Annotated in this window: 19 protein-coding genes and 2 tRNA genes; 7 read left to right on the forward strand and 14 right to left on the reverse strand. The window is 63.7% G+C overall.

Going from position 1 to position 23,212, the window contains the following annotated elements; genetic code table 11:
- The first annotated feature begins 1 nt into the window (after nt 1).
- Nucleotides 2–1,360 carry a protein kinase gene (locus FEZ59_RS16630; RefSeq protein WP_020905625.1) on the forward strand — a complete coding sequence of 453 codons (1,359 nt, stop codon included), beginning with the start codon at nt 2–4 and terminating at the stop codon, nt 1,358–1,360.
- Complete coding sequence (pknB, locus tag FEZ59_RS16635) at nt 1,357–3,282, forward strand: Stk1 family PASTA domain-containing Ser/Thr kinase (RefSeq protein WP_019746231.1); 1,926 nt, start codon at nt 1,357–1,359, stop codon at nt 3,280–3,282. Before FEZ59_RS16630 ends, pknB begins: the two co-directional genes overlap by 4 nt.
- A gap of 57 nt (nt 3,283–3,339) precedes the next feature.
- On the opposite strand, the gene FEZ59_RS16640 is transcribed toward pknB, so the two are convergent.
- Nucleotides 3,340–4,005, reverse strand: a complete 666-nt coding sequence (locus tag FEZ59_RS16640) for an aminodeoxychorismate/anthranilate synthase component II (protein ID WP_003942537.1) — start codon at nt 4,003–4,005, stop codon at nt 3,340–3,342.
- Nucleotides 4,006–4,027: 22 nt separating this feature from the next.
- Nucleotides 4,028–4,669, reverse strand: coding sequence for a DUF881 domain-containing protein (locus tag FEZ59_RS16645; protein ID WP_230091228.1), 642 nt, complete (start codon nt 4,667–4,669; stop codon nt 4,028–4,030).
- 174 nt (nt 4,670–4,843) lie between these two features.
- On the opposite strand from FEZ59_RS16645, the gene crgA reads away from it, so the two are divergent.
- Together crgA and FEZ59_RS16655 are read left to right on the forward strand one after the other, a co-directional pair.
- Nucleotides 4,844–5,107, forward strand: coding sequence for a cell division protein CrgA (crgA, locus tag FEZ59_RS16650; protein WP_019746229.1), 264 nt, complete (start codon nt 4,844–4,846; stop codon nt 5,105–5,107).
- A 107-nt stretch (nt 5,108–5,214) separates the two neighbouring features.
- The gene (locus FEZ59_RS16655; RefSeq protein ID WP_047890118.1) at nt 5,215–5,706 is read left to right on the forward strand and encodes a PH domain-containing protein; all 492 of its coding nucleotides are present in this window, start codon (nt 5,215–5,217) and stop codon (nt 5,704–5,706) included.
- A gap of 7 nt (nt 5,707–5,713) precedes the next feature.
- Here the strand turns inward: FEZ59_RS16655 and FEZ59_RS16660 are convergent, their stop codons facing one another.
- Nucleotides 5,714–6,562 (reverse strand): TauD/TfdA family dioxygenase, encoded by an 849-nt coding sequence (locus FEZ59_RS16660; RefSeq protein ID WP_021332620.1) that lies wholly within the window; start codon nt 6,560–6,562, stop codon nt 5,714–5,716.
- Nucleotides 6,563–6,685: 123 nt separating this feature from the next.
- The gene (locus tag FEZ59_RS16665; RefSeq protein WP_041814395.1) at nt 6,686–8,053 is read right to left on the reverse strand and encodes an FAD-linked oxidase C-terminal domain-containing protein; all 1,368 of its coding nucleotides are present in this window, start codon (nt 8,051–8,053) and stop codon (nt 6,686–6,688) included.
- A gap of 126 nt (nt 8,054–8,179) precedes the next feature.
- On the opposite strand from FEZ59_RS16665, the gene FEZ59_RS16670 reads away from it, so the two are divergent.
- A complete protein-coding gene (locus FEZ59_RS16670) occupies nt 8,180–10,045 on the forward strand; it encodes a GAF domain-containing protein (RefSeq protein WP_172932911.1) in 1,866 nt (621 codons plus the stop codon).
- On the opposite strand, the gene FEZ59_RS16675 is transcribed toward FEZ59_RS16670, so the two are convergent.
- Nucleotides 10,036–11,379 carry an MFS transporter gene (locus FEZ59_RS16675; RefSeq protein ID WP_021332618.1) on the reverse strand — a complete coding sequence of 448 codons (1,344 nt, stop codon included), beginning with the start codon at nt 11,377–11,379 and terminating at the stop codon, nt 10,036–10,038. The genes FEZ59_RS16670 and FEZ59_RS16675 overlap by 10 nt on opposite strands.
- Nucleotides 11,380–11,683: 304 nt before the next feature.
- Here FEZ59_RS16675 and FEZ59_RS16680 point away from each other — a divergent pair, with 304 nt between their 5' ends.
- Nucleotides 11,684–12,211, forward strand: a complete 528-nt coding sequence (locus tag FEZ59_RS16680) for a lipoprotein LpqH (RefSeq protein WP_029256821.1) — start codon at nt 11,684–11,686, stop codon at nt 12,209–12,211.
- 31 nt (nt 12,212–12,242) lie between these two features.
- Here the strand turns inward: FEZ59_RS16680 and FEZ59_RS16685 are convergent, their stop codons facing one another.
- Together FEZ59_RS16685 and FEZ59_RS16690 are read right to left on the reverse strand one after the other, a co-directional pair.
- Nucleotides 12,243–13,187, reverse strand: a complete 945-nt coding sequence (locus FEZ59_RS16685) for a rhomboid family intramembrane serine protease (RefSeq protein ID WP_065351693.1) — start codon at nt 13,185–13,187, stop codon at nt 12,243–12,245.
- Between the two features lie 17 nt (nt 13,188–13,204).
- Complete coding sequence (locus FEZ59_RS16690; RefSeq protein WP_007729190.1) at nt 13,205–13,732, reverse strand: peptidylprolyl isomerase; 528 nt, start codon at nt 13,730–13,732, stop codon at nt 13,205–13,207.
- A 90-nt stretch (nt 13,733–13,822) separates the two neighbouring features.
- Between FEZ59_RS16690 and FEZ59_RS16695 the strand changes: the two genes are divergently transcribed.
- Nucleotides 13,823–14,275 (forward strand): hypothetical protein, encoded by a 453-nt coding sequence (locus FEZ59_RS16695; RefSeq protein ID WP_019746221.1) that lies wholly within the window; start codon nt 13,823–13,825, stop codon nt 14,273–14,275.
- A 57-nt stretch (nt 14,276–14,332) separates the two neighbouring features.
- On the opposite strand, the gene FEZ59_RS16700 is transcribed toward FEZ59_RS16695, so the two are convergent.
- The 7 genes from FEZ59_RS16700 to gyrA all read right to left on the reverse strand — a co-directional run bounded on the left by FEZ59_RS16700 (nt 14,333) and on the right by gyrA (nt 23,208).
- Entirely contained in the window at nt 14,333–15,610 is a 1,278-nt protein-coding gene (locus FEZ59_RS16700) for a lipase family protein (protein ID WP_029256819.1), read from the reverse strand.
- A gap of 127 nt (nt 15,611–15,737) precedes the next feature.
- Complete coding sequence (locus FEZ59_RS16705) at nt 15,738–17,402, reverse strand: alpha/beta-hydrolase family protein (RefSeq protein ID WP_019746219.1); 1,665 nt, start codon at nt 17,400–17,402, stop codon at nt 15,738–15,740.
- Between the two features lie 62 nt (nt 17,403–17,464).
- On the reverse strand, nt 17,465–18,574 hold the full coding sequence (locus tag FEZ59_RS30045) for a hypothetical protein (protein WP_003942559.1): 1,110 nt from the start codon (nt 18,572–18,574) through the stop codon (nt 17,465–17,467).
- Nucleotides 18,575–18,845: 271 nt separating this feature from the next.
- Nucleotides 18,846–18,918: transfer RNA gene (locus tag FEZ59_RS16715), tRNA-Ala, on the reverse strand.
- A gap of 176 nt (nt 18,919–19,094) precedes the next feature.
- Nucleotides 19,095–19,168 (reverse strand) — tRNA-Ile (locus tag FEZ59_RS16720).
- Between the two features lie 75 nt (nt 19,169–19,243).
- Nucleotides 19,244–20,677, reverse strand: a complete 1,434-nt coding sequence (locus FEZ59_RS16725) for a DUF3566 domain-containing protein (RefSeq protein ID WP_172932912.1) — start codon at nt 20,675–20,677, stop codon at nt 19,244–19,246.
- A complete protein-coding gene (gene gyrA, locus FEZ59_RS16730; RefSeq protein ID WP_003942463.1) occupies nt 20,677–23,208 on the reverse strand; it encodes a DNA gyrase subunit A in 2,532 nt (843 codons plus the stop codon). Before gyrA ends, FEZ59_RS16725 begins: the two co-directional genes overlap by 1 nt.
- Between the last annotated feature and the right edge of the window lie 4 nt (nt 23,209–23,212).

The raw sequence follows: 23,212 nt of genomic DNA on the forward strand, positions 1-23,212 counted from the left end.
CGTGGCGTTGAACAACGGCGCTTTGATCGCCGATCGTTACCGATTGATCCGTCTCATCGCCACCGGTGGGATGGGTCAGGTGTGGGAAGCCACCGACTCCCGGCTCAACCGTCGCGTCGCCGTCAAGGTACTCAAGTCCGAGTTCTCTTCCGATCCGGAGTTCTTGGAGCGCTTCCGCTTCGAGGCCCGCACCACCGCGCAGCTCAACCATCCCGGTATCGCCGGAATCTACGACTACGGGGAGACCCGCGACAGCTCGGGCGATTCCACGGCGTACCTGGTGATGGAACTCGTCAACGGTGAGCCGCTCAACGCCGTCCTGGCACGCGTCGGCCGCCTGGCGGTTCCGCATGCCCTCGACATGCTCGAGCAGACCGGCCGCGCCCTGCAGGTCGCACACGACGCCGGTGTCGTGCACCGCGACGTGAAGCCGGGCAACATCCTCATCACGCCGACGGGCCAGGTGAAGATCACGGACTTCGGCATCGCCAAGGCCGTCGAGAATTCTCCTGTCACGCGTACGGGAATGGTGATGGGCACCGCCCAGTACATCGCGCCCGAGCAGGCTCTCGGTCAGGACGCGACCGCGGCGAGCGACGTGTACTCGCTGGGAATCGTCGGATACGAAGCACTTTCGGGTCGACGCCCGTTCACCGGTGACGGCGCGCTGACCGTCGCGATGAAGCACGTGCAGGAAACCCCGGCGCCGATGCCGGCCGACCTGCCGGCGAACATCCGCGAGCTCATCGACATCACGTTGACCAAGGATCCGGCCGGCCGCTACGCCAGTGGCGGTGAGTTCGCCGACGCCGTTGCAGCCGTTCGGGCAGGGAGGCGTCCACCGCCGCCCGGTCTGCTCGCCACCGGTGCCGCGAGCGCGTTGCCGGCTACGGGTGCCACGCAGGTCATGCCGCCGACGTACGCGGGCCCGGTGACGGGCGCAGCTGTTGCGGACGACGCGGCAGCCGGCGGAATGACCAGTGGGCAGAAGGCCGTGGCATGGGCCGGCGGCGGATTGATCTTGTTGGCGTTGATCATCGGCGGAGTCTGGATCGCGACCGACGGTCCGAGCGACCCGACGCCGCCCGTCGTCACGTCCACGACGTTGCCGACCACCACGACGACCAAGCCCACCACCACGACGACTCGGCCGACGACGACGACCACCGAGCCGACAACAACGACGACTCGGCCGACGACAACCACGACCGAGCCGACAACCACCACGACAACTCCGACCACGACAACAACAACTCCGACGACCACAACCACCACCACGACGACAACGACGACCACAACGACCACTGAGCCGTTGGCGGATCCCGGAGACGCTGAAGAACCGCTAGGACAAGACCAATGACGACACCCCGCAATCTCTCCTCCCGCTACGAGCTGGGTGAGATTCTCGGCTTCGGCGGAATGTCCGAGGTTCACCTGGCGCGCGACCTCCGACTCAGCCGCGACGTCGCGATCAAGGTGCTGCGTGCAGACCTCGCGCGCGATCCCACGTTTTACTTGCGGTTCCGTCGTGAGGCGCAGAACGCTGCCGCGCTGAACCATCCGGCGATCGTGGCCGTCTACGACACCGGTGAAGCCGAGACCGACGCCGGACCGCTGCCGTACATCGTCATGGAGTACGTCGACGGCGACACGTTGCGTGACATCGTGCGCAGCACCGGGCCGATGACTCCGCGCAAGGCGATGGAAGTGATCGCGGACGTCTGTGCCGCTTTGGACTTCAGCCACCGCAACGGCATCGTGCACCGCGACGTCAAGCCCGCCAACATCATGATCAACCGTGCCGGCGCCGTGAAGGTGATGGACTTCGGTATCGCCCGTGCCATTTCCGACGCGTCGAGCCCGATGACGCAGACGGCCGCCGTGATCGGCACCGCTCAGTACCTCTCGCCGGAGCAGGCGCGAGGTGAGCAGGTGGACGCACGTTCGGACGTCTACTCGCTCGGTTGTGTGCTGTTCGAGATTCTGACGGGCGAGCCGCCGTTCAAGGGTGATTCACCGGTCGCCGTGGCGTACCAGCATGTTCGTGAGGATCCGCAGACGCCGTCGGAGATCAATCCCGACATTCCGCGCGAGCTGGATTCGATCATTCTCAAGGCGATGAGCAAGAACCCGGCCAACCGCTACCAGAGCGCCGGCGACATGCGCAGCGACTTGGTACGCGTTCTGGGCGGTCAGCGTCCGAGTGCGCCGATGGTGATGAACGACGAGGACCGCACCACCATCCTCGGCGCCGTCGGCTCCGACACCGGGAACTACCGCACTGCTCCCGATCCGGTCGAGCCGGTTCCTGCGAGGACAACTCGCGCCGCCGAGCCGCCTGCCAAGAAGAAGGGCGGACGCTACGCCCTGATGGGCATCGCGGCGCTTCTGGTGATCGGTCTGGTGACGTTCTTCCTGATCCGGGTGAACTCGCCGAAGGTCGAGATGGTGACCGTTCCGGGTGACCTGACCAACCAGCCCGCCGACGTCGCCGAGGCGACGCTGACCAACGCCGGATTCCAGGTGGAGCGTCAGCAGAAGACGGACAAGGTGATCGCCGCCGGAAACGTCATCACGACGCGTCCGGTTGCCGGGGTGCGCATCGAGAAGGGCAGCACCGTCACCATCGACGTGTCCACCGGCCCCGAGCAGGTCGCGATCCCGCGCCTGACCGGGCTGAGCCAGGACGACGCCGAGAAGAAGCTCAACTCCGTTGGACTCCGACTTGATCCGACAATCGGCAAGGCCGCGTCGACCATTGCCGAGGTCGACAAGATCGTCAATCAGGATCCTGCCGTCGGCGTGTCGGTTGTTCTCGATTCCGCGGTCTCGATCACCGTCGGCACCGGTCCGGAGCAGGTTCGTGTCCCGGATGTGACCGGTCAGCGTGAAGAGGTGGCGAGGCCCAACATCGAAGGTGCCGGGTTCGTCGTCCAGATCACGGAGATCGATTCGGGACTGCCGAAGGGACAGGTCGTTTCGACCGATCCGACCGGCGGCACGTCGGCCACCAAGGGTTCGACCGTGACGCTGCGAGTGTCCAACGGCAACCAGGTCGCGATGCCTGATCTGACCAACAAGACGGTGTCCGAGGCGTTGACCACGCTTCGCGCAGCCGGCTGGGCGGGAACTGCTTCGCAGCTGGTGCAGAACCAGAGCACGACGCTCACCCCGGAAATGGTGGGCAAGATCGTCTCGCAGACGCAGCCTCCGGGCTCGGAGATCTCCAAGGACGCAGTCATCACCGTCAGCGTCGGAGCGCTCGGAATCCCCGGCCGCTAGCAAAGTGAAAAAGTGCCTCCCGGAGATTTCCGGGAGGCACTTTTTTGTGGACAGGTGTCAGAGAATTGCGGGCAATGCGCCACCGAGCGCCGACGCGACCTCGGCCTCGAGGGCTGCGACGAGCCCTTCCGGGGGCGCCTCACCGCAGACTGCGAGCCAGTTCGCAAGCATCCGGTGCCCACCCTGAGTGAGTACGGACTCCGGGTGGAACTGGACGCCGTGAATCGGCAGTTCGCGGTGACGCATCGCCATCACGACGCCGCTCTCGGTGTGTGCGGTCACCTCGAGTTCCTCGGGAATGGTGTCCTCGAGAACCGTCAGCGAGTGGTAGCGGGTAGCGGTGAACGGATCGGGCAGCCCGGCCAGGACGCCGACGTCCTTGTGGTGAACCAGACTCGTCTTGCCGTGAAGCAGTTCGGGCGCGCGGTCGACGGTTCCGCCGAAAGCCGCACCGATCGCCTGGTGTCCGAGGCAGACGCCGAGCAGCGGGGTCTTGGTGTCTGCGCAGACCTTCACCAGATCCATCGTCGCTCCCGCGCGCTGCGGAGTTCCGGGGCCAGGGCTCAGCAGAATGCCGTCGAACTGCGCTACTGCACCCTCGAGGTCTGCCGTCAGTTGTGGATCGTCGTTGCGCCAGACCACGGCTTCGGTTCCGAGCTGGCCGAGGTACTGCACCAGGTTGAACACAAAGCTGTCGTAGTTGTCGACGACGAGAATCCTCATGAGAGCAGGGTAAACGCCCGTGCTATCCGCCGGTATAGGCGGGGACCGTGATCTGCGACGGTGTCGCCTGCGTGTACCCGAGGCCGAAGCGGGTCGCGTACTGCTTGTAGATCCGAATGCCCGGTTCGGCAGCGAGTGCCGCCTCGAGGCGCGCAACATCGCCGATCGCGCTCATCACGTACGGCGGGCTGTAGGTACGGCCGTGAAGAAGGAGGGTGTTTCCGATGCACCGCGGTGCCGACGTACTGATGATCCGTTGGTCCTGCATGCCCACCGCTTCGGCGCCGCCGGCCCACAGTGCGTTCAGCACGCTCTGGACGTCCTGCTGATGCACGACGAGGTCGTCCGGGGTGGCGTCGACCGGATACTTGCCGTCGGCGTTGCGCGGGGCGTCCGTCATGGTGACCACGACGCCGGGGCCGGTCATCTCCGTCAGTCCCGCGTCGGCGGAGATGTTCTTGATGTCACCGAGAGCGGCGGCCACGCCGGCGTCGGACCGAGCGGCGTCTTCCTGCAGCGAATCGAGCTGAGCGGCAAGTTCGTCCCGGTCGGCCGAAACTTTTTCGGCATTGGCCTGGGCGCTGCGGACCAGATCGGAGAGCCTGGTGCTTTCGGTGACCTGCAGCTGATTTTCCTCGGCGGATCTCTGCGCCGTAGCGACCATCAAACCGGCTACCAGGCAGACGGCAAGTACACCGATGTGCCAGACGGTTCGTGAAGATTCACCCGAAGACACGTGGCTCCTCCCGGATTGTGCAGGTCGGCCGGTGACCAACTGGACACAGCTACGTTAGCGTGTAGGTAACACATGCAGGTCACACCGTAGAGCGAGGACGCCATGCCCAAGTCGAAGGTCCGTAAGAAGAACGACTACACAGTCAACCCAGCAAACCGCACTCCGGTGAAGGTGAAGATGGGTCCGTCGAGCACGTTGTACGTCTCCGTGATGCTCGGATTCATGCTTCTCGGCCTGGCGTGGTTGATTGTGTACTACTTGGCCGCGGATTCGATCACGTGGATGAACGACTTGGGAAACTATAACTTCCTCGTCGGCTTCGGTTTCATGGTTGTGGGCCTTGTGATGACCATGAGATGGCGCTGACCAGCGATTATCTGATTCGGCTCGGATCGTGACCGTCTCTCAATTACATGGGTGTCATTCATCCCCATTGTGGATAACTCCTGTGGACAACCTAGGAAGTTATCCACATGCTCGAGGATGAATTTCATCCACAGCCTCGTGACAACGCCACCGAGGTCGTCTCGTGGGCCACTCCGATGGGTGTTGTCTACGCGATGTTCGGCGGCGGAATTGCCCTCGCGATCGCCTCGATAATCGCGCCCACGGAGCCTGCCGGACGCTTCCTGCTCGCCCTCGCGGTGATCGGGCTGTTCGTGATGGGCGGCCTCGCCCTGCGTCAGCGCCCCCGCCTGGCGGTGATCGAAGAGGCGGGAACAAAGTCGATCGCGGTGCAGCGACTGCGCGCCCGGCACACGTTCACCCGCGAACAGATCGACCGGGTCCGTCTCGTCCGCTACCCGCGTCTGGGTCGACGCGTCCCGATGCTCGAGATCGACATCGTCGACCGGCCCACCGACACGGAGAAGCTGTTGATCTTCGGACGCTGGGATCTCGGTACGACGCCGGAGGACGTCCTGGACGTGCTTACCGTCCACGGTTTGGTTCCGCCCGAGAAGTAGGCGCGGGTTACATGGCCAGTGCCGCGAGGTCCGGCTGCACGATGTCGAGTGCCTGCTGCGGCACCGCGACGGCGTCGCTCGACCATCCCCAGATCGAGTACAGCTCGCGGCCGGGGTCGGTGTACCCGTCGCGGCCGTGAAGCACCCGGTAGTTGTCGATGCAGATCATCTCGCCGGCTTCGGCACGGAACATCGGCCCGCTGTCTCGCACGTGAATCACGGCCTCACTCCATTGCTTCACCAGCGGCCACTGCGCTTCTTCCGATTCGCCGGCGATCGGCGCGAGGTACGGGTGGTACCGAACCTGGTTGCGTCCACTCGGCACCGTCCGGGCGATCGGCGCAAATGTGCTCTGCGGGAAGTTCGGTTCCGAATGGTCGATGTCTGTGCTCCAACAGAATTCGGCCAGCTCCGCTGTTGCGGGATCGAAGGCGAGCAATCGCGTCAGTTTGACCGCGTCGATGAGAAACGAGTCGCCGCCACTCGGGTACGCCGGGCGCTTGCACCACAGAAACAGGTAATCGGGAGCGTAATCGCCGAAAGCGAAGCCGTCGTTGTGGGCGGTCATCCGCTCGCCGGAGATACCGAACGAGCGCTTGCGGCCGCGTTCGTCCACCGGTTGGGTGTCGACGACAGCGGCTTCGGCATCCTGACTTTTGGCGCTCGCCTCGAACTGGCGGCCGACGCGAATGCACTTCTCACCGAGCAACTTCGACGCGAAAGCAATGGCATCTTCCTCGGTGTGCAGCCCACCGAAGACCGCGGCGCCGTCCAGAGCGATTGCCGCCCGGACGGCCTCGACCGTGTCCACGCGCCGCGGAACAACACTTGCCAGCGTCAAATCGGAAGAGAACATTCATCACTCCATACGTCGAGTTCGCCAAACGGTTCAACTCGAGCGTAGGAACTCGTCATTTCGACGGCGTAACTCCGGAAACCGATTCGGTTACGGAGCCAGTCTTTCAGATCACCCGGCCTTTCAAATCACCTTGCCCGGGTTCATGATTCCGTGAGGGTCGAGTGCGCCCTTGATTGCATGATGCATCGCGACGACGGCCGGTGACAGTTCCTGTGCCAGGCCACCCATCTTCAGTAGGCCGACGCCGTGTTCACCGGTGACGGTTCCGCCCAACTCGAGGGCGTTGTCGATGATCTCGGAAAAAGCTGCCTGAGCACGCCTCCGCGCCGCTTCGTCGTCGTGTGGCGTGATCAGCAGCGGATGCAGGTTGCCGTCACCCGCGTGCGCGATGTTCGCGATGTGCGTGTCGTGACGGGCCGAAATGGCCTCGATCCGTGCCAACATCTCCGGGACCGCTGCCTTGGGGACACAGATGTCCTCGGTGAGCACCGGGCCGAGCCGCTCGAGGGCGGGGTACGCCAGACGCCGGGCGGAGAACAGGGCGTCGGCTTCCTCCTGGTCGGTGGATCTGGCGCTCCAGGTTGCCCCGGACCGGTTGAAACAGGCCAACATTCGCTCGGCTTCGGCGTCACCGATCTCACCCGGTGTGTCGATGCGGCCGAGCAGGACCACCTCGGCGTCGGCCGAGAGGCCCATGTTCTTCCAGGCGTCGACGGCAAGCAGACACTGTCGATCGATCAGCTCGAGGGCAGACGGCGTGAGCCCGTCTGCGGCGACGGCCTCGACGGCCTTGCCCGCAGCAACGATGGAGTCGAAGTATCCGACGATGGTGCGCTCGGGATCGCGCTGAGGACGTAGCTTGACGGTCACCTCGGTGATCACCCCGAGAGTGCCTTCGGAGCCGACCATGAGCGCGGAGAGATCAAACCCAGCCACTCCCTTGGCAGTTCGACGCCCGAGCCGAACCAGCTCACCGGTTCCGGTAACCACCTGCATGCCCAGCACGTAGTCCTTGGTGACGCCGTACTTGACGCAACACAGGCCCCCGGCATTGGTCGCGACGTTGCCGCCGATCGTCGACCAGGGTGCGCTCGCCGGATCGGGCGGATACCAGAGGCCGTGCTCGGCGCACGCGTCGCGGAGGTGATCGTTGACCACTCCGGGTTCGACCACGGCCAAACGCTCGAGGGTGTTGATCTCCTTGATGGCGTTCATCGCGTCGAAGGCGATCACGACGCCGCCGGCGACTGCGTTGGCTCCACCCGACAGACCGGTGCCTGCGCCGCGCGTGACGACGGGCGCACCGTGGGCGATGCACGCCTGCACAACTGTCTGTACCTGCTCGGCTGTGCGCGGACGGACCACCGCTACGGGCATCTCGTAGGGAGCCCACTCGGCGTCGTCGTGGATGTAGCTCGCCATGATGTCGGGGTCGGTGATCAGTCGATCCGCATCGATCTGCGAGCCGAGCGCCTCGAGGAGTGTCATGCCTCCACGATAGTGACGGCGGCTACACCACCCCATGTAGATTTACTCCGAGAAACCGGAAACCGTATGGACATTCTCTCCATACTCATCGTTGGCCTGACAAGTTGGCCTGACAAGGGAGTGCGGATGCACGAGAACTGGCTACAGCTTCTCCTGGCCGAGGCATCCACCGAGGAACTGATCGAACACCGCGATCAGTTGGCCGCCGGGTCAGCCCCCGAGGCCGCTGCCGAAATCGAGCGAGAAGCCCGATCCGCACTCCAACTGCGTAGTCTCCTGGCTCAGCGCCGACAACGTGCCACCGAGCTGGGCGCACTCAACGACATCGCGTCGCTGCTGACCACGATGCACGATCACCACGCCCTTCTGCAGGAGATCGTGGACCAGGCCAAACGGCTACTCGGCGTAGATCTTTCGTACCTCGCACTGATCCACGACGACATCCTGATCATCGAAGTCACCAGCGGGGCGTACACCTCGCAACTGCTCGGCCTCACGGTTCCGTTCCGAGAAGGCCTCATCGGTCGTGTGGTCGAGAATTCTTCTCCTGCTTGGTCTCCCGACTACCGCAACGATCCCTCGTTTGCACACATCGGGCCCGCCGACGACGCAGCGCGAGCCGAGAACATGCGCGGCCTGTTGGCCGTGCCGCTGACATTGAACGGCAAGATCCTGGGTGCCCTGTGCGCGTGCAAACGTCAAGAGCGCCGATTCGGCAACGAGGAAGTTGCGTTGCTGTCCGCTCTCGCAGCTCATGCCTCGGTGGCGATCGAGAATGCCCGCTCTCTCGAACGCTATCGCGCGACGGTTGCAGAAGTGAATGCAGCGAACACCGAACTTGCCGAGCGCACAGCACTTCTCGAACAGACCCTGACCTGGGACCGATCGCTCACACAAGTTGTCCTGCGCGGCGGCGGTGTTCGCGAACTCGTGGAAGAAACCTCCGCGTCGACGGGTTCACCGGTGTTTTTCGTGACCGGAACGTCGGAGATCCCACCGGGACTGCAACGGGTGAGCGAGAGCGTCAACCGGGTCTTCGACATCTTTGCCGCTGACCGACGCGAGCAGGAGGTGACGCTGATCGTCGGTGAGCAGTTCCTGTTCGCTACCGAAGTACGCAGTGCCGGTGACCAACTCGGAATTCTGTTCCTGCTCTCGCGCCAGGAACCCACCGCCGCCATGAGATTGGCACTCGAAAGGTCAGCCCCGGCCATTGCGCTTGCGCTGGTGGGCGAACGGGCGGCCAGGGAAGCTACCCGTCGGGCACGCGATGCATTTCTGGTCGATCTGATCACCAGGCCAGCGCCGACGCCGGCCGAAGTCACCGGTCAGTTCCGCCTGGCCGGACTCAACCCCGACCGCTCGTACACCGTCGTGGTGGCCCGCCCGGCCGACGCCGTAGACCGTACGCGTCGCAGTATCGAGGAAATTGCATTCCCGTCAGGAACTGTTGTTGCCGAGCATGGTTCACGGGTCATCGCTTTGATTCCGGGAATGTCACCGGCAGAGGTTGCGGCGACGTGGGTGCAGCCGGCGGAGAACCCGACAGTGGGAATCGCCGATCCCGCGGTGGGAGCGGAAGGTCTGGCGCGAGCCTATGTCGAGGCACAGCACACCGTCGACGTCCTCGAGACTCTCGGTCGGGCCTCGCACGTGGAACCGGCAAGTTCACTCGGCATCTACCGAATTCTCCTCAGCCGCACCGGCCGCGAAGAACTCGAAGCGCTGACGCTGCGGTCCCTCGGTCCTCTCCTCGAGGAGGAGCAACGACGCGGCGTTCCACTTCTGGACACCCTCGCGTCGTACCTGTCGCACAATTGCAAACATTCTGCGACCGCCACCGCGCTCGCGATTCACGCCAACACTCTGTACCAACGCCTCGAATCGATCGACCGATTGATCGGTACGCAGTGGCGTCAGCCGGACCAGGCGCTCGATCTTGCGCTCCTGATCCGGCTTCGTGCCAGTGCGGGAAAACTAGGTCAGATCTGAGCGGTCTTGCTCGATCGCTTGGCCAGCGCCACCACAAGAATTGCGGCACAGAGCATCACGGCGCCCACCACCCACAGGCCTGCCTTGGCATTTCCGGTCACATCGGTGAGCCAGCCGGTGATGTACGGAGCACCGAAGCCCGACGCGTTGCCGATCGAGTTGATCATGGCGATGCCCGCGGCCGCACTGGCACCCGTCAGGAACGTGGTGGGCAGGTACCAGAAGACGGGGAGCGCACAGAGCACGCCGACGGCGGTGAGCGAGACCGCAATCATGACGGTGAACGGTGAATCCAGGTACAGCGCAATCGGAATGGATACTGCACCCAGGAGCGTCGGGGCTGCAACGTGCCACATCCGTTCACCGGTCTTGTCGGAATGGCGGCTCCACAGCACCATCGCGACAGCGCCGATCGCGTAGGGGACGGCCACGATCAGGCCTGTCTCGACGAGCGAGAAATCGGTGTTGAACGTCTGCTTGAATCCCGCGACGATGCTGGGCAGGAAGAAGCTCAAAGCGTAAAGGCCGTAGGTGATTCCGAAGTAGACCAGACCGAAACCGATGACGCGGGGATCGCGCAGGGTCTTGCCGGCGGACTGGTGACCGGCGTCGCCGAGTTCTTTCTCCTCGTCGGCCATGGACTTCATCAGCCAGGTGCGCTCCTCGAGGGTCAACCACTTCGCGTCGGCGGGACGGTCGGTGAGGTAGAACCAGACGACAAACGCCAAGATCACGGCGGGCAGACCCTCGATCAGGTACATCACGCGCCATCCGGCCAACCCGAACAGGCCGTCGCCGTACTGGATGATGGCAGCCGAGAGCGGGGCACCGAGCGCCGACGAGAGCGGAAGTGTCAGCAGGAACAAGCCCATCAGGCGTACGCGGTACTTCTTCGGGAACCAGAAGGTCAGGTAGAGAAGAACTCCGGGGAAAAAGCCTGCCTCGGCGATTCCCAGCAGAATGCGGAGGAAATAGAGGCTTCCCACGTTGGGCACGAATGCCAGCGCAGCGGCGAGGATGCCCCAGGTGAGCATGATGCGCGCGATCCACAGCCGGGCGCCGAAGCGGTGCAGGGCCAGGTTGCTCGGCACCTCGAACAACAGATAGCCGACGAAGAAGAGACCGGAGGCAAGGCCGAACATCGTCTCGGTCATCCCGAGGTCGGCGCTCATGGTGAGCTTCGCGAAGGCGATGTTCGTACGATCCAGATAGTTCACGAAATAGAGCAGGATCAGGAAGGGAATCAGCCGGCGCGCTACCTTCTTCACCACGCGAGATTCGATCTCGCTCGGCGCAACCCCACCGTCAGTGGTGGTGCTATCGGTGGAGGTCATGGCAGGGGTACTCCTCGGAAAAGGTCAGCGTTGCTATCTACGAAGTGACTCAAGCCACAGTAGAAGCACCACCGAGCCCAACCTATGTGGACAATCTCTACAGAAGCCGTCCCTGCATGTGCGTTTACTCCCGACGATCCGGCGAATGACCCGCACCAGTCTGACGAACGTCCCTGAACAGTCGAAGGCGACAAACCCGCCTGAGCTGGGGGTTTAGCGCTACGAGCACCGAGTCACTCGCTAGTGTTATCGGCGAAACAGCCAGAGCAAGTGCGGGCGCACCGCGTGACTTGAAGGACAGAATATGACGAAGATGGTTCGGACCACGATGACCCGCCGGTCCTCCACCGCAGTCGCTGCCACCATCGCGGCGGTCGCACTATTCGCCTCCGCCTGCGGCAGCGACTCCGACAAGACCGACTCCGACAAGAGCGCTGCCGGCGCCTCGTCCGCTACATCCTCGGCCACCGTCGGCGGGAAGACGCTCGACGCCAAATTCGAGACGAAGTGCGCAAAGGACGGCGGCACGACAGTTATGACACTGCTCGACGCGGAAAATGCCACCTACGGCATGTTGACCGTCACAGCCATCATCGATGAATCCGGCACGGTTCAGACTGCTGGAATCGCCGGAAGCGAGGGTGGATCGAACGGTCTGCCGTACACCGCCGGATTCGCACCGGGACTGCCCGGCGGATCCGCCAGTGCCAAGCAGGACGGCAATACCTTCGTGGTGACGGGCGAGGGAATCGGCGCCCGGGACAAGGGCAACCCGACGGCGACGTCGAGCTTCGAGATCACGTTCGCCTGCGAGTCCATCATCGGCGGCTGATCCATAGAACGGCTGGGCCCTAGGATTCTTGCTAGCTGATTCCCAGCTGTTCGCGCAGTTGGACGACGCGGAGCACGATGACTCCCAACGTCACCACGGTGACGGCACCAAAAGCGATCCAGCCGATCCGCACTGCTTTCACGCGGTTCTCACCGGCGCCCAACCACTGTGGGGCGTACAGGAATGCAGCGGCCGTTGCGGCACCTGCCACCAGACCTCCCGCGTGACCCCAGAACGAGATCCCGGGCAGCGAAATGCTGATGATCACATTGATCGCGATCACCGAGATGATCGGGACCGGGCTTCGACGCAAACGCAGTAGAAGGACGGCCTGTGCGCCCATGATGCCGAAGATTGCACCCGACGCTCCAGCGGTCCAGGACAGGGCCGTGAGCGAGGAGAACACCGGCTGGAACGCCATCACCGAGGCGGAACCGCCGAGGAGCGAAACCAGGTAGATGCCGATGTACCGGGAGCGGCCCATCACGATTTCGGTGTCGCGCCCCAGGATGTAGAGGGCGTACATGTTGACCGCGAGGTGCAAGATGCCGAAGTGCAAGAACCCGGAGCCGATGAGCCGGAACCAGTCACCGCTGGCGACCAGACCCGGATTGAGTGCCCAGTTCGCGAAGATCGACGAGCCGACCTGATTGTTCATGATGCTTCGCGACTGCGCGAAGGTGGCGAGGAACGCCAGGACGTTGAGCCCCATCAAGGTGTACGTCACGACCGGGACCGCGCGGGTGGGGCTCACGGTGTTTCCGGCGACGCCCCGAACGGGGCGGACATCGCGTTGGCCGGCAGCTACACAGTCAACACATTGGTATCCCACCGCCGCCTCGCGGAGGCAGTCCGGGCACGCCGGACGTCCACAACGATTGCAGGAAAGTGCGGTGGGTCGATCTGGATGGCGGACGCACCGCGGTTGGGGCGGGATGCCCTCACTCGCACCGCCGCCCCAACCGGGGTTCGTCATCTGCTTGTTTTACCTGTTCAGGAGATGGTGATGCTGTTGATCACGACGGGCTCGACCGGACGATCGCCACGATCGACGGCGGTGGAGGAGATAGCGTCGACAACCTTCTTGGAATCGTCGTCGAGAACCTCACCGAAGATGGTGTGGCGACGGTTCAGGTGCGGCGTCGGGCCGGTGGTGATGAAGAACTGCGAGCCGTTGGTTCCCGGGCCTGCGTTGGCCATGGCCAGCAGGTAGGAGCGGTCGAACTGCAGTTCCGGGTGGAACTCGTCACCGAACTTGTAGCCCGGGCCGCCGGTGCCGGTTCCGGTGGGGTCGCCACCCTGGATCATGAAGCCGTCGATGACGCGGTGGAAGATGGCACCGTCGTAGAACGGGCCGGTCTTGGTGCCGGCGGCGTTTGCGGTGGTGTACTCCTTCGAGCCGTCGGCGAGGCCGACGAAGTTCTCGACGGTCTTCGGCGCATGGTTGCCGAACAGAGCGATTTTGATGTCGCCGCGGTTCGTGTGCAGCGTTGCGGTTGCGGTCTGATGAGTTGAAGTCACACCACCATCGTGCCATTGCCGGCGTTCTCGCGGATGTCGCCCCGCAAAACTCTCCCTGTCCCCGCCTCACTGTTATGGCACAGTGAAGTCATGACACGAGTGACCGAGTCCCTCAGCACGCAGTTGCCCGACACCTTCGATCACGCGCGCGCCCGCGTCGAGGACACCTTCGACGAGACTGCCGCCTACCTCGAAGAGACAGCGGCTCGTATCAAGGAGTCCGAGGCAGCCGACAACGCTCGCCGTATCGCCGCGGTGGTCGCGACATCGGTCGCTCGCGGCGCCGGGCAGGTCGGGTTGTTCCTGGGTCGTCAGGGCAAGGTCCTCGCCAAGAAGGGCGTCGAGCGCGCAAAGGCTATCCCCACGAAGTCCGCGGAACGCACCGAGAAGCCTCGTGGCCGCAAGCGCGTCGCCGTGTTCGTCATCGCCGGTGTCGCGGTGATCGGTGGCGCGGTGTTCTTCAAGAGCCGCCGACGCGAGCATCCGCCGGTCGCTTCCGCACCCCCTCGGCTCGAAGAGAACTCGGCCGAGAAGACCGCTTAGTCGACACACGAAAAGCCCCGGAACAAATTGTGTTCCGGGGCTTTTCGATGTTCACGTTCAGCAGTTGGACGGCGCTGGGACGTTGTTGAAGCGATCGATCATGTACCCGACGGATTCCGGGGTACCCACCAGGTACGGCGTTGCATGATTGATTGCCATGCCCGGAATGATCGGGGGCAGTTCGTTGACGGAGAACTGCACCGCCGCGCCCTTGCCGCACCAGTCTCGCGCCAGTTGCTGTCCCTGACCGAACGGAACGATGTCATCGGAGCGGCCATGCTGAATGAGCACGGGCGACTCCGGCGTCAGCTTGCCGATCTTCTGCTCGTCGAGGATCGCCTGCGCCATGGGTAGACGCGCCAGAACTGCGGAGAGTGATTCACCGGAATTGGTGAAGCTCGACGACTGCTGGAAGCCGAACTGCAATCCACTTTCGGCGACGCACTGGTTCTTGGTGGCGGCCAACATCTGTCGGCCGCGATCGTTGATCTCGGCGTCGAGCAGCGGCTGAACCTCGGGGTACTGCGCAAGGATCCCGTTGAGCGCGTAGCCGATCACTCCGGTGAGGAACGTGCCGTCGACCTGCTGCAGCGTCGCCGCCAGATCGGCGGGCGGTGCACCTGCGTACGTGCCCTTGAGGTCAAGCTCGGGAGCATACGACGGCTTCAATTCCGTTGCGGCAGCGGCAGCTCCACCACCTTGCGAGTAACCCCACAGCCCGACGGGGCCGTCGGCGGGAATGCCCGTGTTCGGGAGCTGCTGAGCGGCACGCACCGAGTCCAGAACCGCGTGCGCTTCGGCTTCGCGGTTGACGTAGGTGTGATCGCCAGGAGTTCCGAGGCCCTCGTAATCGGTGACTACGACGGCAATGCCGTTGAGCAGCAACGTGTTCACCCAGATGGACTCGTAGCCGACCATGACGTCCGTCGGGAACTGGTACTCGATACCGGTGTTGAACAGTTTGGACGGAGCGCATTGATCGCCCTGCCCATGCGTTCCTACCGCTGCGGCAACCAGTGGACGCGCCCCCTGCCCGGTCCACGGGTTCGACGGTTCGAGGTAGGTCCCCGTCACGGCAACGGGAGCACCCTTGGCGTCCTCGCTTCGGTACATGATCTTGGTGGCGGTTGCCGGCCACGCACCGTTCGATCCGGGCACGCTCAGCAGCAGTGGTGACGGCTCACTCTTGATGAGATCTCCGTTGGCACCTGCCGGAAGCTCCGACGGCGGCGTGTAGAAATCCGCCGGGTCCGCCATTGCGGCAGGGGCCGTCACAGCACCCATGACCAGTGCCGCGACGGAAACCCCGGCCGCCCACCATGCTCTGCTCTTCACGTTTCGATCTCCCCACGCTCGCCTGCGCTGTGGCTTGGCACACAGCGAACGCAGAGTAACACATACCTCACGTAACACTTTTTCGTGAGGTTTTCGCCTTAACAGGCTGACTTACAACCGTTTACGACTACTTCGTGGGCTCCAGATTGGAGGTCAGCAGCGAACGAAGCTTGTCGGTATCAGCCGAGGTCCACGCCTCGGGGTGCAGGATCTTGGCCCACATGTCCGCTGCATCCTCGCCGTAATTGTGACCGTGCCCGGACGGGACGTCAGCCGAGAAGACCATGTCGAGGGTTACCTGCCAGAAGGTCACGAGAGGTACCCACGTCATTCCCGGATCCACGTCGCGACCCAGCGGTTCCTTGAGCCAATCCGGCTTGTTGAGCAGCAGGTCGAAGGACCACCATGTGATCGGGTCGCTGGCGTGCTGCCAGTACACGATGCGATCGTCGTCCCAGTCGGACTTCAGCTCCAGATCTTCCGGATCGCCGGCAAACCGAATTGCCTGGCCACCATCGATCACCGGCAGGATCTCCGGTGAGCCCGAGTCGCGGCTGTCCGTGATTTCCTGCCACTGAGCAGTGAAGTTGGGGGTTCCGACCCACAGCGCGCCGTCGACGCGCGTCATCATGTCCTGAGCGCCGGCAAATGCGGCCTGGCCACCGTAGGAGCCGAGGCTCTCACCGAAGACAACCAGTTCGGGTCGCGTCTCCACGGGCAGGTCGATCCACTTGGCGTACACCGCGTTGAACAGTGCGCGACCGGCAATCATCGGCGTCTCACGATCGGCGATGAAGGCCAACGGACTCGGAAGGAACGAGTACTGCATCGACGCGATCGCCGTGTCCCCGCCCTCGACGTACTCGAACGCCGACGCGACGTCCTCGTTCACCCAACCGCGGCCGGTGGTCGTGACAACTGCGAGGGTTCCGCGGTCGAATCCGCCGGTGCGCTCCAACTCGTCGACGACCCGCTGTGCGACACCGTTGATCGAGTCCGAGGATTCACGTCCGGCGTACACCCGGATCGGTTGCTTCGCTTCACGTCCGGTCAATGCGGTGATCTCGGCCGCGGTGGGACCGCTGCCCATGAAGGTGCGCCCCTCCTGGCCGAGCGAATCCCAGGCTTCGGCGGACATCGGTGAACCACTGCGCTCAGCGATCAAGGGTTGTTCGATGCCGTCCGGTGTTTCGTGATCCGCACCGGAGAAACTCCAGTTCGCGAAGGCAATCAACCCGTTGTACAGCGCACCGTTCACGATGAAGATGCCGAGGGCGAAGATGACGATCAAGCTGCCGACCTTCGCCGCTTCGAGGGGAACGAACCGAAGTGCGACGGCGGTGAGCTTGTTGGTGGTGAAACGAAGACCACGGCCCGCCTCGAGCAGGATGAACCAGATTCCGAGCGAAATGAGCAGCACCAGAAGGTAATTCGCCTGATTGGTGCGAGGAGCTTCGACAAGGTCACGCACGATCTGCTGCCACCACGAACCGAGGACCAAGAACGTCGGAACCAGAATGACGGCCGCGACCAACAGGATTCGCCAGCCGATCTTCTTGGTGCGATCCGACCACTGCGGTTCGACGCCGCACTTGCGGATCATCCAGGCAACCGTCACGCCGACGCCGTATCCCATCGCGAGCGAGATGCCCGTCGCAACGCCCTGCAAGTACCACGCGCGCGGCAACAGGGAAGGACTCATCGACCAGGTGAAGAAGACCAGAGCAAAGGCAAGCCCGACCGGGTGCAGCGTCTTGCAGTAGAGGCGCAGCCGTTCCCACACACGTTTCATGCCGGAATCGTATGCGCCCCGTGCCCGAATCAGGTCACGAAGCGCACACGCGTCCAGTCTGTTTACGGGGCGAAGCGCAAAATCGCGGCAACTGCGCCGCCGCCCGGAATGTCCTCGGCGCGAACAGCGAGGACCCGAGCACCCGTCAGGAGCGCACGACGAGCGATCTCGTCGACGACCCCGTATGTACTTCCGTTGGTCGACTCACCGGTCGTGAGAGCGCCCGTCTGGGGATCGAGACTTCCGGGCACAACGGAGTCGATGTCGATGAAAACGGTGTCGACCTGTCCGTACGTCGCGGCCGTTGCCACGTCGGCGACGTCGGTTTGAGTACGTCCCTGTTCGGTGCGCACATTGAAGGTGTCCCGCACCGCCGCCAACTGCTCGGCGTGGAAATCGTCGAGCGCCGGTCGCGAACCGTCCGCCACTTCCTGCGTCGACAAGGCTTCCGGATTTCCCTCGACGGTTTTGTCGACCAGGTGGCGGTACGAATTCACGGAGCGATACACCGACGCGATGGGTTCCGCGGCAGCCAGGATCAAGGGGACGTCGCGGCCGGCGAGGACACCACGGACCTCGTGATCGACTGCGCGGGCGTACTGATTGACGCGCAACTTTCGGCTGTCCGAACCCGAGAGCCGACCCGCCTCGGTGCGACTGTTGATCGACGACTTGCCAGCGTGATCGGCAGCGTTCTTCGGCATTCCCTGAACACGAACCTCGTCGGCCGGTTGATCGGCGGCGATCTCGATCAATCGCACCGAACCTTCGGCGAGAGCGAGAACAAACGCCGTCTGGGGGAAGGTCACCGAACGGAGCAGTGGCTTGAGATGAAACCGATCGCTGACCGTTTCGAGCGCCTGCAGACGGTTGGGGAGGCGGAAGGTCACCAGACGCTCCGGCGTCGCGTACGTGACCAATGAGCGCGACTGGAAGCGCCAGAAATCGTCGTCGTCGTCGAGCTCTGCGTATTCGGCCTCGAACAGCTTGCGCTCGGCCGGATCCTCCACCGATGCGAGTGCCGAGCGGACCTGGTCCTTGAAGGCGATGCGCGCTTTGTCATGATCCTGCGGCGCATCTTCAGTCGGAGTCACGATGGTGATGCAGGTGGGCCCTTCCACCTCCGCGAGTGCGGCAATTTCACCGTGGCTGGGAATGTCGTTGTGAAGCACTACGAACCTCCTGAAATTGGGTTCTCCTCACGCTACGCCCGGCTGGTTATGACCACTAGACTTTCCGGAGAATTCGGGACGAACGGTCCATAGTGGGCGCTGTTCTGGCCACCCCACTCCGAGCGAACGGCATGTTCATCGCCTTCAGTGCGCCGAAAGTGCCGTTCGCTCAAAAGGGGGAGGGCCACGAGTCGGGCACCGGCCGGCCAGACATCGGCACATCGGCATACAAAAACACCCTCCCGGATCCCGGGAGGGTGTTTTCTTACTGTGGAGCCTAGGAGATTCGAACTCCTGACATCTGCCTTGCAAAGGCAGCGCTCTACCAACTGAGCTAAGGCCCCGTTCGGTTTTCTGACCGGAGTCAGAGTACCTAGGTTCTATCCTGTTTCCAAATCGTGCCAAACCTTGTCTCCGCGCTGACTTTTGATCAGCTTGGTGACCCCGAGAGCTACCAGAATTCCGGCCCCGACAAGCAGGAAAACCTTCATTCCAGCAACCCTTCTTCGGCACATGGGAGTGGGCCTAGGAGGACTTGAACCTCCGACCTCTTCATTATCAGTAAAGCGCTCTAACCACCTGAGCTATAGGCCCCTGAACCGATTCCAAAGATTACCCCACCGGGCCGCTGACACCAAAACGGGCCCGGCGGAGCAATGTTTTCGCAGGTCAGTCGCGGTCGGCGAGAGTTACCTCGACGCCGCCAACCAGGTCGCTGCAGAGGTTGTAGATGAACGATCCGATCGTGACGAGTGCCGTGAAAAGCACCATGTTCGCGATACCGATCAGCGCGGCGTAGCCGAACACCTGGCCGGCCGTCACCAGACCGTCGGAGCCGCCGTCGGCAACGATGTCGGTGAACGCGTTGTTCAGGCGATCCCAGACGCCCATGCCGTCGAGAACGACGTAGAGCAGTCCGACGGCCACCATCCACACGAAGAACAGCGACACCGAGATCACGGACGTGATCTTGAGCGTGGACCACGGGTCGATACGACGGATCTGGACCGTTGCGCGCAGTGGCGCACCGTCCACGACCGAAGCCGATACGGCGTGAGTTTTCTCACCCTTCACCGCAGCAGGCAACGGATGCTTGGCCTCGGAGAGGTCAGGCATGTCCTTCGGCAGATCCTTGCGATCGATGTGCCGAGTCGGCCCGTCGATCGCGGCGGCTTTTGCTTTCGGATTAGCGACGGTGGGATTGGCGACCGTGGGATTGGCGACCGTGGCATTCGCAGCCTTGGGATTTGCGCCCGAGGGTGCAACAGCCTTGGCTGCCGCTGCGCCGGCGACGCCACCAGTAGCTGCGGCAGCTGCCGTTCCTGTCACGACAGGACGCGCCGACGGGTTGCCGGCAGGACGACCTGTCTGTGCACCGGCAGCAGGGCGACCCGCCTGCGGCTGTCCCTTCGGCGCACCACCCTGCGCTGGGTTTTTGGCCGGACCACCCTGTGCCGGACCACCCTGTGCCGGGCCTGCCGCTGCAGGACGCTGCGGACCCGCAGGCGGCTTACCCCCAGCAGGAGCTGCCTGTCGACCTGCAGGAGCACCAGCGCCGGCCGGGCGCGTGATGTTGGTCTGCGGCTGACTTTGCGGAGCCTGATTCTGCGGTGCCGGAGCCTTGCCCGGGTTCTGAACAGCGGGGTTCTGAGCACTCGGGTTCTGAGCAGGAGCCTTCGGCGCCTGAGATGGCTGACCCTGAGGCTGGCCTGACGGCTGGGGTCCCCGCTGCCACGGCGGTGCCTGGCTGCCACGAGCCTGATTGGCGACCGGTTGCGGCGGAGCCTGACCATCACCCTTCGCCGGAGTTACCGGCGCAGCCGGAGCCACAGAAGGAGCGGAAGGAGCCCGACCCTTGGCCGCACCCGCGGCGTCGGGAGCCGCAGCCGCCGGTTTCTGGACCGAATCCGACGGGCCGCGAGGCGGCTCCGGTGCCTTGGGCGCCGGAGCTGCCTCGGAAGCTTTGGGTCCGTCGTCCGCTGGAGCTGCAGGTTTCGAGGTCTGCGGCCCCGCCGGAGCAGTTGCCTGCTCCGGCTTCGGTGGCGTCGAACCTGAAGTGCTTTCACTCTTCTGGTCACTGCCCGGCTGGTTGGGAGTGCTCACTAGGACTCCTTAGCTCCATCGGCATTGTCTGCGTTGTCGGTGGTCTCTGCAGCGAGCTCTTCGGGCTCGTCGGCGTTGCGCGCAATCGCGAGCAGTGTGTCGCCTTCGCCGAGGTTCATCAGACGCACGCCCTTGGTCTGGCGTCCCGCCTTACGAACCTGCTTGGCAGCCGTCCTGATGACGCCGCCGCCCGAGGTGATCGCGTACAGCTCGTCGTCGTCGTCGACGATGAGCGCACCGACCAGAGTGCCACGTTTCTTGTCGTACTGAATCGTGAGCACGCCCTTGCCGCCGCGACCCTGCACCGGGTAATCCTCCATGCCGGTTCGCTTGGAGTAACCGCCCGAGGTGGCGACCAGGAGGAACGTTCCTTCACGAACGACGTTGAGCGAGAGCAGCTCGTCGTCACCGTTGAAACGCATGCCCTGGACACCGGACGTGGCGCGGCCCATCGGACGCAGTGCCTCGTCGGTGGCCGAGAAGCGGATCGACTGGCCCTGTGCCGAGACCAGGAGCAGGTCGTCTTCGGCCGAGCAGAGAACAGCGCCGACCAGTTCGTCTTCACCGCGCAGGTTGATGGCGACGATGCCACCGCTGCGGTTGGAGTCGAAGTCGGTGAGCTTGGACTTCTTGACCAGACCGTTGCGTGTGGCGAGCACCAGGTATGGCGCGTCTTCGTACGTCTTGATCTGGATGACGGACTGGATGCGCTCGTCCGGCTGGAAGGCCAGGAGGTTGGCAACGTGCTGACCGCGAGCGGTACGGCTCGCCTCGGGCAGCTCGTAAGCCTTCGCGCGGTAGACGCGGCCCTTCGTGGTGAAGAACAGCAGCCAGTCGTGCGTCGAGGTGACGAAGAAGTGCGAGACGATGTCGTCCTGCTTGAGGCCGGCACCCTGAACACCCTTGCCGCCGCGCTTCTGCGATCGGTAGAGATCGGTCTTGGTGCGCTTGGCGTAACCGGTCTCGGTGATCGTGACGACGACGTCTTCGCGGGCGATCAGATCCTCGTCGTTGACGTCTCCGTCGGCGGCGATGATGCGGGTACGACGGTCGTCGCCGTACTTGTCGACGATTTCCTTGAGCTCGTCACGAACGATCGCGCGCTGACGCTCCGGGCGAGCCAGAATGTCTTCGAGGTCCGCGATTTCGAGTTCGATCTCGGCCAACTCGTCGACGATCTTCTGACGCTCGAGGGCGGCCAGACGACGCAGCTGCATGCCGAGGATGGCGTCGGCCTGGATCTCGTCGACGTCGAGGAGTTCCATCAATCCGGCGCGAGCGATGTCGACGGTCTGCGACGCACGGATCAAGGCGATGACCTCGTCCAGAGCGTCGAGGGCCTTGACCAGACCGCGCAGGATGTGGGCGCGCTCCTGTGCCTTGCGAAGCAGGTACCTGGTACGACGAACGATGACCTCGAGCTGATGCGTCGTGTACAGACGGATCATCTGGTCGAGGCGCAGCGTGCGCGGCACTCCGTCGACGATGGAGAGCATGTTGCAGCCGAAGCTGGTCTGCAGCTGGGTGTGCTTGTAGAGGTTGTTCAGCACGACCTTGGCAACGGCGTCACGCTTGACGGTGACGACGATGCGCATGCCGACGCGGTCCGAGGACTCGTCGTGGATGTCGGAGATGCCACCGATCTTGGCGTCACGAACCTGCTCCGCGATGGAAGTGATCAGGTTGTCCGGGTTGACCTGGTAGGGCAGCTCGGTGATGACGATCGTGGTGCGGCCCTTGGCATCTTCCTCGATCTCGACGACGCCGCGCATACGGACGGAGCCACGGCCGGTGGTGTAGGCATCCTGGATGCCCTGTCCACCGACGATGAGCCCGTGCGTCGGGAAGTCGGGTCCCTTGATGCGCTCCATGACGGCCGCGAGGGTGGCTTCCTCGTCCGCCTCGAAGTTCTCGAGCGCCCAGTAGATGGCCTCGGCAACTTCACGCAGGTTGTGCGGCGGAATGTTGGTGGCCATACCGACGGCGATGCCGTTGGAACCGTTGATCAGAAGGTTCGGGATACGGCTGGGCAGAACCGTCGGTTCCTGCGTCTTACCGTCGTAGTTCGGGGTGAAATCGACTGTCTCGTGGTCGATTTCGCGCAGCATTTCCATCGCGAGCGGCGTGAGCCTGCACTCGGTGTAACGCATGGCGGCTGCGCCGTCGTTGCCGCGGGATCCGAAGTTTCCCTGACCGTCGACGAGCGGGTAACGCAGCGACCACGGCTGGGCCATACGGACCAACGTGTCGTAGATCGAGGAGTCGCCGTGGGGGTGGTAGTTGCCCATGGTCTCGGCGACCGGACGGGCAGACTTCACGTATCCGCGGTCCGGGCGATATCCGTTGTCGTACATCGCGTAGAGCACGCGGCGGTGCACCGGCTTGAGTCCGTCGCGGACATCCGGCAGAGCGCGACCGACGATGACGCTCATGGCGTAGTCGATGTAGCTGTTCTGCATTTCCTGCTGGATGTCGACCGGTTCGATCCGGTCGTGTTGCGGACCGTCCGGTGGCAACGTGGTGTCGGTCATGAGC

The sequence above is a fragment of the Rhodococcus sp. MS13 genome (assembly GCF_013277835.1).
GTDB classification, from domain to species: domain Bacteria; phylum Actinomycetota; class Actinomycetes; order Mycobacteriales; family Mycobacteriaceae; genus Rhodococcus_F; species Rhodococcus_F erythropolis.

What these genes read in the sequence shown, in the direction of transcription:
- pknB (WP_019746231.1), top strand. Translation starts at nt 1,357, where the DNA reads ATGACGACACCCCGCAATCTCTCCTCCCGCTACGAGCTGGGTGAGATT.
- FEZ59_RS16705 (WP_019746219.1), bottom strand. Translation starts at nt 17,402, where the DNA reads ATGAAACGTGTGTGGGAACGGCTGCGCCTCTACTGCAAGACGCTGCAC.
- FEZ59_RS16665 (WP_041814395.1), bottom strand. Translation starts at nt 8,053, where the DNA reads ATGACACTCCTCGAGGCGCTCGGCTCGCAGATCGATGCGGATCGACTG.
- FEZ59_RS16675 (WP_021332618.1), bottom strand. Translation starts at nt 11,379, where the DNA reads ATGACCTCCACCGATAGCACCACCACTGACGGTGGGGTTGCGCCGAGC.
- FEZ59_RS16680 (WP_029256821.1), top strand. Translation starts at nt 11,684, where the DNA reads ATGACGAAGATGGTTCGGACCACGATGACCCGCCGGTCCTCCACCGCA.
- FEZ59_RS16640 (WP_003942537.1), bottom strand. Translation starts at nt 4,005, where the DNA reads ATGAGGATTCTCGTCGTCGACAACTACGACAGCTTTGTGTTCAACCTG.
- FEZ59_RS16670 (WP_172932911.1), top strand. Translation starts at nt 8,180, where the DNA reads ATGCACGAGAACTGGCTACAGCTTCTCCTGGCCGAGGCATCCACCGAG.
- FEZ59_RS16660 (WP_021332620.1), bottom strand. Translation starts at nt 6,562, where the DNA reads ATGTTCTCTTCCGATTTGACGCTGGCAAGTGTTGTTCCGCGGCGCGTG.
- FEZ59_RS16695 (WP_019746221.1), top strand. Translation starts at nt 13,823, where the DNA reads ATGACACGAGTGACCGAGTCCCTCAGCACGCAGTTGCCCGACACCTTC.
- crgA (WP_019746229.1), top strand. Translation starts at nt 4,844, where the DNA reads ATGCCCAAGTCGAAGGTCCGTAAGAAGAACGACTACACAGTCAACCCA.
- FEZ59_RS16685 (WP_065351693.1), bottom strand. Translation starts at nt 13,187, where the DNA reads ATGACGAACCCCGGTTGGGGCGGCGGTGCGAGTGAGGGCATCCCGCCC.
- gyrA (WP_003942463.1), bottom strand. Translation starts at nt 23,208, where the DNA reads ATGACCGACACCACGTTGCCACCGGACGGTCCGCAACACGACCGGATC.
- FEZ59_RS16645 (WP_230091228.1), bottom strand. Translation starts at nt 4,669, where the DNA reads ATGGTCGCTACGGCGCAGAGATCCGCCGAGGAAAATCAGCTGCAGGTC.
- FEZ59_RS16655 (WP_047890118.1), top strand. Translation starts at nt 5,215, where the DNA reads ATGCTCGAGGATGAATTTCATCCACAGCCTCGTGACAACGCCACCGAG.